Here is an 8,622-nt window from a genome sequence, read left to right as displayed (position 1 = left end):
AACCCAAATAATATTGGGTGTGGGGGGCTGGTTTTTTTTAAAACGCCACCGGCGCGTGCGCCCGCGGGGGGCCCGGCCCCTATTCGTGTGGGGGGGGCCGGGCCCTCCGTGGCGAACCGGTCCCCTAGGCGTCGAAGACCTCGTCGACCAGCTGCTGCTGCTCCGCCTGGTGGCGCTTGGCCGAGCCGACCGCCGGGGACGAGCCGTGCGGACGCGAGATGCGGCGCAGACGCTCGCCGTGCGGGATGTCCGCACCGACGGCCAGGTCCAGGTGGTCGATCAGGTTCAGCGCGATGAACGGCCACGCACCCTGGTTCGCCGGCTCCTCCTGCGCCCAGAGGTACTTCTCGGCGTTCGGGAACTTGGCGATCTCCGCCTGGAGCTCCTTGCCCGGCAGCGGGTACAGCCGCTCCAGACGCAGGATCGCGGTGTCCGTGACGCCGCGCTTGACCCGCTCGGCCTCCAGGTCGTAGTAGACCTTGCCGGAGCAGAAGACGACCTTGCGGACCGCGTTCGGGTCCACCGACTCGTCGCCGATCACCGGGCGGAAGCCGCCGTTGACGAACTCCTCCGCCTTCGACGCCGCCGCCTTCAGACGCAGCATCGACTTCGGCGTGAAGACGATCAGCGGCTTGTGGTGCGGGTTGTGCACCTGCCAGCGCAGCAGGTGGAAGTAGTTCGACGGCAGGGTCGGCATCGCGACCGTCATGTTGTTCTGCGCGCACATCTGGAGGAAGCGCTCGGGGCGCGCGGAGCTGTGGTCCGGGCCCTGGCCCTCGTAGCCGTGCGGCAGCAGCAGGGTGACGCCGGAGGTCTGGCCCCACTTCTGCTCGGCGGAGGAGATGAACTCGTCCACGACGGTCTGCGCGCCGTTGACGAAGTCACCGAACTGCGCCTCCCACATGACCAGCGCGTCCGGGCGGGCCAGCGAGTAGCCGTACTCGAAGCCCATCGCCGCGTACTCGCTGAGCAGCGAGTCGTAGACGTTGTAACGGGCCTGGTCCTCGGAGAGGTAGAGCAGCGGGGTGTAGTCCTCGCCGGTCTCCTGGTCCACCAGCACCGCGTGGCGCTGGCCGAACGTGCCGCGGCGGGTGTCCTGACCGGACAGCCGGACCGTGGTGCCCTCCATCAGCAGCGAGCCGATGGCGAGCGTCTCGCCCATGCCCCAGTCGATCGTGCCGTCCTCGACCGACGCGGCACGGCGCTGCATCTGCGGCATCAGCCGCGGGTGCACGGTGACGTGGTCGGGGATGTTGACCTGGGACTCGGCGATCCGCTTCACGACCTCCTGGGAGACCGCGGTGGTGAGGGCCACCGGGAACTCGGCCTGCGCGTCCGGGACATGCGCCGGGGCCGGCAGGCTGGTCGCCTCGCGGACCTCCGCGAAGACCTTCTCCAGCTGGCCCTGGAAGTCCTGGAGCGCCTGCTCCGCCTCTTCCAGCGTGATGTCGCCCCGGCCGATCAGCGACTCGGTGTAGAGCTTGCGCACCGAACGCTTCTTGTCGATCAGGTTGTACATCTGCGGGTTGGTGAACTGCGGGTTGTCGCCCTCGTTGTGACCGCGGCGGCGGTAGCAGATGAGGTCGATCACGACGTCCTTGTTGAACGTCTGGCGGAACTCGAAGGCGAGCCGCGCGACGCGGACCACGGCCTCCGGGTCGTCGCCGTTCACGTGGAAGATCGGCGCCTCGATCATGCGGGCCACGTCGGTCGCGTACATCGACGAACGCGACGACTCCGGGGCGGCGGTGAAGCCGACCTGGTTGTTGATGACGATGTGGACCGTGCCGCCCGTGCGGTAGCCGCGCAGCTGGGACATGTTCAGCGTCTCGGCGACGACACCCTGGCCGGCGAAGGCCGCGTCACCGTGCAGGGCGACCGGCAGGACCGTGAAGTCCGTGCCGCCCTTGTTGATGACGTCCTGCTTGGCGCGTGCGACGCCCTCCAGCACCGGGTCGACCGCCTCCAGGTGGGAGGGGTTGGCGACCAGCGAGACCTTGATCTGCTCGCCGTCCAGGCCGGTGAAGGTGCCGTTGGCACCCAGGTGGTACTTCACGTCGCCGGAGCCGTGCATCGACTTCGGGTCGAGGTTGCCCTCGAACTCCCGGAAGATCTGCGCGTACGACTTGCCGACGATGTTCGCGAGCACGTTCAGCCGGCCGCGGTGGGCCATGCCGATGACGACCTCGTCCAGCCGGGACTCGGCCGCGGAGTCGATGACCGCGTCGAGCAGCGGGATGACGGACTCGCCGCCCTCCAGCGAGAACCGCTTCTGACCGACGTACTTGGTCTGCAGGAAGGTCTCGAACGCCTCGGCGGCGTTGAGACGGCGCAGAATCCGCAGCTGCTCCTCGCGCTCGGGCTTGGTGTGCCCGCGCTCGACGCGGTCCTGGATCCACTTGCGCTGCTTCGGGTCCTGGATGTGCATGAACTCGATGCCGGTGGTGCGGCAGTACGAGTCGCGCAGGACGCCGAGGATGTCGCGCAGCTTCATCATCGACTTGCCGGAGAAGCCGCCGACGGCGAACTCGCGCTCCAGGTCCCACAGGGTGAGCCCGTGCTCGGTGATGTCCAGGTCGGGGTGCTTGCGCTGGCGGTACTCCAGCGGGTCGGTGTCGGCCATGACGTGGCCGCGGACCCGGTAGGAGTGGATCAGCTCGAAGACCCGGGCGGCCTTGGTGACGTCGTCGTCGTGGCTGGCGTCGATGTCCTTGAACCAGCGGACCGGCTCGTAGGGGATGCGCAGCGCCTGGAAGATGTCGTCGTAGAAGCCCTGCTCGCCGAGCAGGTAGTTGGCGACGACCCGCAGGAACTCGCCGGAGGCGGCGCCCTGGATGACCCGGTGGTCGTACGTGCTGGTGAGGGTCATCACCTTGGAGATGCCCAGGCGGTTCAGGGTGTCCTGGGAGGTGCCCTGGAACTCGGCCGGGTAGTCCATGGAGCCGACGCCCATGATGACCGACTGTCCGGGCATCAGCCGCGGCACCGAGTGGACGGTGCCGAGGCCGCCGGGGTTGGTCAGCGAGACGGTGACGCCGGTGAAGTCGTCCATCGTCAGCTTGTTGTTCCGGGCGCGGCGGACGATGTCCTCGTACGCCTGCCAGAACTCGAAGAAGTTGAGCGTCTCGGCCTTCTTGATGGCCGCGACGACCAGCTGGCGGTCGCCGTTCGGCTTCACCAGGTCGATGGCGAGACCGAAGTTCACGTGCTCCGGCTTGACCAGGGTGGGCTTGCCGTCCTTCTCCGCGAAGGAGTGGTTCATCGACGGCATGGCCTTGAGGGCCTGCACCATCGCGTACCCGATGAGGTGGGTGAAGGAGACCTTCCCGCCCCGGGCGCGCTTGAGGTGGTTGTTGATGACGATGCGGTTGTCGAAGAGCAGCTTCACCGGGACCGCGCGCACGGACGTGGCCGTCGGCAGTTCCAGCGAGGCGTTCATGTTCTTCGCGACGGCGGCCGAGGGGCCGCGCAGCGTCACGTACTCGGGACCCGAGGGGGCCTCGGTGTCCGGTGCGGCCTTGGCGGACTCCGCCTTGGCGGGTGCGGCCTTCGCCGGCGCGGCCTTGGCCGGGGCGGGCTGAGCCGCCTTGGCCTCGGGCGCGGCGGCCGGGGCCGCCTTCGCCGCGGGAGCGGCCTGCGCCGGTGCGGCGGGCTGCGCGGCCGGGGCCTTCGCGGCGGGTGCGGCCTGCGGAGCGGCGCTCACGCCGTTCGCGGTGGCACTGCCGGTCTGACCGGCGGTACCCGCAGCCCCCGCGGCTGCGGTACCGGACTGCGCGGGAGCAGCGTCCGCGGCCGTGCTTCCGTCGGAGGGCTTCGCCGCCGTGGCGGCGGAGCTGCCGCCGCCCGGCTTGTAGTCGGCGAAGAAGTCCCACCAGGCGCGGTCGACGGAATTGGGGTCCTGGAGGTACTGCTGGTAGATCTCGTCGACGAGCCACTCATTGGGCCCGAATGCGGCGGCAGGGTTCTTGCCCTGCGCGCCTTGGTCGGTCGAGATGCTCGAGTTACTGGGGGACTGAGACGACACGGCGGCAACCGCCCTCTTCCGCTTCACAAGGTGATGGACAGCGGGAATTAAGGCTACGCCTCCCCGGCCGGGAGATGCAGGCCGGGCTGGTCATCGTCGCGCAAGTCACACCGAAAGGCGGGTTTCGGGGCTGACAATGGCGGGAAACAAGCACGGTTCGGCCACGCCGCGGGTCGGCGACACCGCGGCCACGGCCCTCCGGCCCGCCTCGTGAGCGGCCGCGCGGGCCCGTCCTCACGGATCACCACGCAGAACGACCGCTTCCGGTTCGAACCCTACGTCAACCTCGGGGCGACGGAATTCCCGGAAGAGTGACCCGGATCCGGCAGCCACGGGCGGATTCGGCCACGCCGATGCGCCCGCCGTGCAGATCCACCGCCCAGCGGGCGATGGCCAGGCCCAGACCCGTACCGCCGTCGCTGCCCTTGCCGTGCGGGGCCAGGATGCTGCCCCGGTTGAACCGCTCGAAGACCCGGTGGCGCTCCTGCTCGGGGATGCCCGGGCCCTCGTCGACCACTTCCAGGTCCAGCGACTCCGGCTGGGCGCCGCGCCGGGCCCGTACCGTCACCCGGCCGTGCGGCGGCGAGTGCTTCACCGCGTTGTCGATCAGATTGGCGACCACCTGGTGCAGCCGCTCGGCGTCCGCGTGCGCGGTCAGCTCGGGCGGTGAGACATCCAGGTGGAGATGCACGTCGGTACGGGTGTGGTTGCCCGAGCCCGAGGCCACACGGCGCTGGGCGGCGGCCAGGTTGGCCTCCTTCAGCACCCCGGAGAGATACGGCCACACCTCGAAGCGCCGGGCCCGCAGCGGCACGACCCCGTTGTCCAGCCGGGACAGGTCCAGCAGCGTCTCGACCAGCCGGCCCAGCCGCTCGGTCTGCTTCAGCGCCGTGCGCATCGTCTCGGGATCGGCGGCGGAGACTCCGTCGACCACGTTCTCCAGGACGGCGCGCAGCGCGGCGATGGGGGTCCGCAGCTCGTGCGAGACATTGGCGACCAGCTCCTTGCGGTGCCGGTCCACCGCCTCCAGGTCGTCCGCCATGCGGTTGATCGTCGAGGCGAGGTCGCCGAGCTCGTCACGGCGGTCGGCGCCGCTCACCCGGCGGGTGTAGTCGCCGTGCGATATGCCCTTGGCCACGGTGTTCATCTCGTCCAGCGGCGCGGTCAGACCGTGCGCCACGAACTGGGTGATCAGCAGCGTGGCTATCACCGAGAAGACCGTGATGAAGCGCAGCTCGGTGGCCGTGCGCAGGGCGACGACGAGCAGCCCCGTGGTGATGAAGACCGAGACGACGACGAGGGCGCCGAGCTTGGTCTTGATCGAGATCGACAGGGAGGCGGAGCGCAGCCGGTTCAGCCGGTCGGGGCGGCCGGGCGGCTCGTCCCGGAGGCGGCGCCTCATGGGGCAGGCGTCTCCAGGGCGTATCCGACGCCGTGCACCGTACGGATCCGCTCGGCGCCGATCTTCCGGCGCAGCGCCTTGATGTGACTGTCGACGGTGCGGGTGCCCGAGGCGTCGGCCCAGTCCCACACCTCCGCGAGCAGCTGCTCGCGGGACAGGACGGCACGCGGGGTGTTCGCGAGGCAGACCAGCAGATCGAACTCGGTGGGCGTCAGATGCACGTCGTCCCCGCGGACCCGTACCCGGCGCTGGGCGTGGTCGACCTCCAGCTCGCCGAGCCGCAGGATCCCGCTGCGCGGCGTCACCGCGGCGAGCGCGGCACGCTCGACCCGGCGCAGCAGTACATGCACCCGGGCGGCCAGCTCACGCATCGAGAACGGCTTCGTCATGTAGTCGTCGGCGCCGACACCCAGCCCGACGAGCATGTCCGTCTCGTCGTCGCGGGCCGTGAGCATCAGCACCGGTACCGGGCGCTGTGCCTGGACCCGGCGGCAGACCTCGAGACCGTCGAAGCCCGGAAGCATCACGTCGAGGACCATCAGGTCGGGCTGCCATGCCTCGGCCGCGTCGACGGCGGCGGGGCCGTCGGAGGCCGTCTGGACGAGAAAGCCCTCCGCCCGCAGCCTGGCGGCGATGGCGTCCACGATGGTCGAGTCGTCCTCGACCACCAGCACCCGGCGCTGAGCGCCTGGCGTGGCCGCGACGCCGTTGTGCGTGGTGTGTGTCTGCTCCATCGCCCGCCCCTGTACGCGTTCTCGCGAGTTGCATCTGGTTATTTGATCCGGTGTGTAGGTGAGCAGCGTAAAGGCAGTCACGGCGTCCCGGCTACGCAGGGCTAACGGCGAGATGGACCACGTCAGGTACGCCTCGGGCAAGGCGGATCTCTTCGGTTCTTACCCCGGTGAATCCGGCATTCCGCAACGCATCCTCAAAAGCCGGAGACGGCTGGGCCGACCACACGGCCAGTACTCCGCCGGGCGTCAACCGGGCCTGGCAGGCGGCGAGTCCGTCCGGGGAGTAGAGGCTTTCGTTGTCGTCGGTGACGGTCCAGTCGGGCCCGTTGTCGATGTCCAGGCACAGGGCGTCGTAGTGGTCCGCGGACTCGCGCAGATGTGTGAGGAGGTCCGTGTGCAGGATCACGCAACGGGGGTCGCCGAGTGCCCCGCCGGAGATCCGCGCGAGGGGTCCCGTGCGGTGCCAGTCGATGACCGCCTGCTCGCGCTCGACCACCGTGATCCGGCGCCAGCGGGGGTCGGCGGCGGCGTGGGCCAGCGAGAAGCCGACCCCGAGTCCGCCGATGAGCAGGGCGGACGGGTGTTTGCCGTTGGCCGTGAGGGCATCGCTCGCCGCGTCCACCAGCAGCCGCTCGGAGCGCCCGTCGGAGGTGTCCATCAGGAAGCACCCGTTGGCGATGATCTCGTGGTGCTCACCGCGCTGCCGCAGCACGATCTCTCCGTAGGGCCCCTCGCGCCGGTCGAGGGTGACGGGAGTTTCGGCGTCGGCGTGCAGCGGCATGGCAGTACCTCCGGATGGCTGGCCGTCGATGGCGTCGACCATGCTTGCGGGACGGCGCGACCGGAACAAACCGTTTATCCCGAGCGCGGGCCCGATGGGCTCCTGCCCCGGGGAGGCGTCCGCACGCGTGCCGTGTTCGCGCCGAGGGCGAACACGCTGGGCGTGGACGGCTGGGTGCCGCCCGTGACGCACGGACGAGGGCGGGGGTTGCCTCGTGTGGCGTACGTCATAGACGCGGGTCACGCTGATCGCATTGGGTGGGGTTTTGTTCGGGGGCTTGGCGAAAGGGGCCTCACGCGGTGCACCAGCACACGAAGGGCGACCGGACCAGGCGCGACCGGACCGCCGCGGGCGACGGAGCCCTGGGCGCCCGCACCACGCCGGAGCGGGCTCAGGCAGGCCGTCCCGATCAGGCGCTCGGGGAGCGGGCCGCGCCCACGGAGCGGCTGCTCCCCGCGATTCCGGCGCAGCGGACCGGGCCCGTACGCGCTGGTGAGGCTGCCGCCGCGCCCTTTCCGGCCGTCGGACCCGCGCGGGCGCCCCGGTGGCGGCAGGCGCTCCGGCTGCTGCCCACGCCCACCGGCACCCCCTTCACCTTCGGGTACCTCCTCGTCCTGCTCGCGACCTCTCTGTACGCCCGCCACGGGGACCCCGCCACCGTCTCCTCGCTGCTGCACGGATCCAGTACGGATGTCGCCCATCTGGCGGACAGGCCGCTGCTGGTTCTCGGCGCGAGCGCGCTGTGGATCGCCGGAGGTCTGGCGTCCCCGTACGCCATTGCCTTCGTCGTCGTGCTGACCGCGCTGGAACGCCGCATAGGCGGCGTGCGCACCGCTCTCGTCTTTCTCGTCGGCCATGTCGGCGCGACTCTGGCGACCGAGGTCCCGGTCGGTATCTCCGTGGCGGCCGGTCATCTGCCCGCCACCTCGCTGCACCGGCTCGACTACGGCATCAGCTTCGGGCTGATGGCGAGCATCGGCGCGCTCGCCGGACTGCTGAGCCCCGTCCTGCGGGTCACGGTCCTCGGCTTCGTCTCGATGATGCTTCTGCAGGATCTGCTCGCCTTCACGGATCCGCTCACCGACTGGGGCCATCCGCTCGCCCTGCTCGCCGGTCTCGCCTGCTGGCCCGCCGTCCGCCGCTGGGCAGGGCGCTCCGGGAGCCGTACGCCGCCGGTGCCGGCCTGATCCACAGGGCGTCCATCATCGGGCGCCGGTCCTACCGCTCGGGCAGGGCCGCGATCACCTCGCGCAGCCTCGGCACCTCGGCGGTGTCGTCCGTCGTGACCGTGTGGCCGGCGTGGGTGATCCGGTAGGTGAATCCGTCCATGACGGGGCTGCCGGTCGCCGTACCCGGCAGCCGGGCGAAGTCGGCCCTCTTCAGCGCCCCGCGCAGCTCGGTCAGCTCCGCCGGGCTCATCCGGCCGGACCGTTCCGTCCCGGACTTCGACGTGGTCGTGTAGCTGCCGTCCTCGCGGACCACGAGCCGGTTGTGGACACCCGCGATCCCACCCGTGACCGTCATCGCGACCAGCGTCCCTCCGGCGGGCGGGGGAGGCGGGGCGGGCGTCGACGAAGCGGGCGGCGGTGAGGGCCGCGGAGGCGGGGTCGGCGCAGAGGGAACAGAAGAAGCGGACGGCGGCGAGGCGGAGGGAGACGGCGGTGAGACGGAGGAAGCGGCA

The 8,622-nt window shown here is 70.5% G+C and carries 6 protein-coding genes; 1 reads left to right on the top strand and 5 read right to left on the bottom strand.

Going from position 1 to position 8,622, the window contains the following annotated elements:
- Positions 1-124 precede the first annotated feature (124 nt).
- The 4 genes from ACFWU3_RS16515 to ACFWU3_RS16500 all read right to left on the bottom strand — a co-directional run bounded on the left by ACFWU3_RS16515 (position 125) and on the right by ACFWU3_RS16500 (position 6,941).
- Positions 125-4,024 (bottom strand): multifunctional oxoglutarate decarboxylase/oxoglutarate dehydrogenase thiamine pyrophosphate-binding subunit/dihydrolipoyllysine-residue succinyltransferase subunit, encoded by a 3,900-nt coding sequence (locus ACFWU3_RS16515; protein ID WP_384437196.1) that lies wholly within the window; start codon positions 4,022-4,024, stop codon positions 125-127.
- A gap of 280 nt (positions 4,025-4,304) precedes the next feature.
- Entirely contained in the window at positions 4,305-5,426 is a 1,122-nt protein-coding gene (locus tag ACFWU3_RS16510) for an ATP-binding protein (RefSeq protein ID WP_384437193.1), read from the bottom strand.
- Positions 5,423-6,160, bottom strand: coding sequence for a response regulator transcription factor (locus ACFWU3_RS16505; RefSeq protein ID WP_313944159.1), 738 nt, complete (start codon positions 6,158-6,160; stop codon positions 5,423-5,425). The genes ACFWU3_RS16510 and ACFWU3_RS16505 overlap by 4 nt, the downstream gene beginning before the upstream one ends.
- 91 nt (positions 6,161-6,251) lie before the next feature.
- Positions 6,252-6,941 (bottom strand): spermidine synthase, encoded by a 690-nt coding sequence (locus tag ACFWU3_RS16500; protein ID WP_384437190.1) that lies wholly within the window; start codon positions 6,939-6,941, stop codon positions 6,252-6,254.
- Between the two features lie 299 nt (positions 6,942-7,240).
- Between ACFWU3_RS16500 and ACFWU3_RS16495 the strand changes: the two genes are divergently transcribed.
- Positions 7,241-8,128, top strand: coding sequence for a rhomboid-like protein (locus ACFWU3_RS16495; protein WP_384437187.1), 888 nt, complete (start codon positions 7,241-7,243; stop codon positions 8,126-8,128).
- 31 nt (positions 8,129-8,159) lie between these two features.
- On the opposite strand, the gene ACFWU3_RS16490 is transcribed toward ACFWU3_RS16495, so the two are convergent.
- A complete protein-coding gene (locus ACFWU3_RS16490) occupies positions 8,160-8,465 on the bottom strand; it encodes a hypothetical protein (protein WP_384437184.1) in 306 nt (101 codons plus the stop codon).
- Between the last annotated feature and the right edge of the window lie 157 nt (positions 8,466-8,622).

The sequence above is a fragment of the Streptomyces sp. NPDC058685 genome, from assembly GCF_042714725.1.
In the GTDB taxonomy this organism is placed as follows: Bacteria; Actinomycetota; Actinomycetes; order Streptomycetales; family Streptomycetaceae; genus Streptomyces.
The sequence above is the reverse complement of the archived record's forward strand: the minus strand, read 5'-3'. Positions and strand labels throughout refer to the sequence as shown.

Coding starts and splice junctions, on each gene's coding strand:
- ACFWU3_RS16510 (WP_384437193.1), bottom strand. CDS start 5,426: ATGAGGCGCCGCCTCCGGGACGAGCCGCCCGGCCGCCCCGACCGGCTG.
- ACFWU3_RS16500 (WP_384437190.1), bottom strand. CDS start 6,941: ATGCCGCTGCACGCCGACGCCGAAACTCCCGTCACCCTCGACCGGCGC.
- ACFWU3_RS16505 (WP_313944159.1), bottom strand. CDS start 6,160: ATGGAGCAGACACACACCACGCACAACGGCGTCGCGGCCACGCCAGGC.
- ACFWU3_RS16490 (WP_384437184.1), bottom strand. CDS start 8,465: ATGACGGTCACGGGTGGGATCGCGGGTGTCCACAACCGGCTCGTGGTC.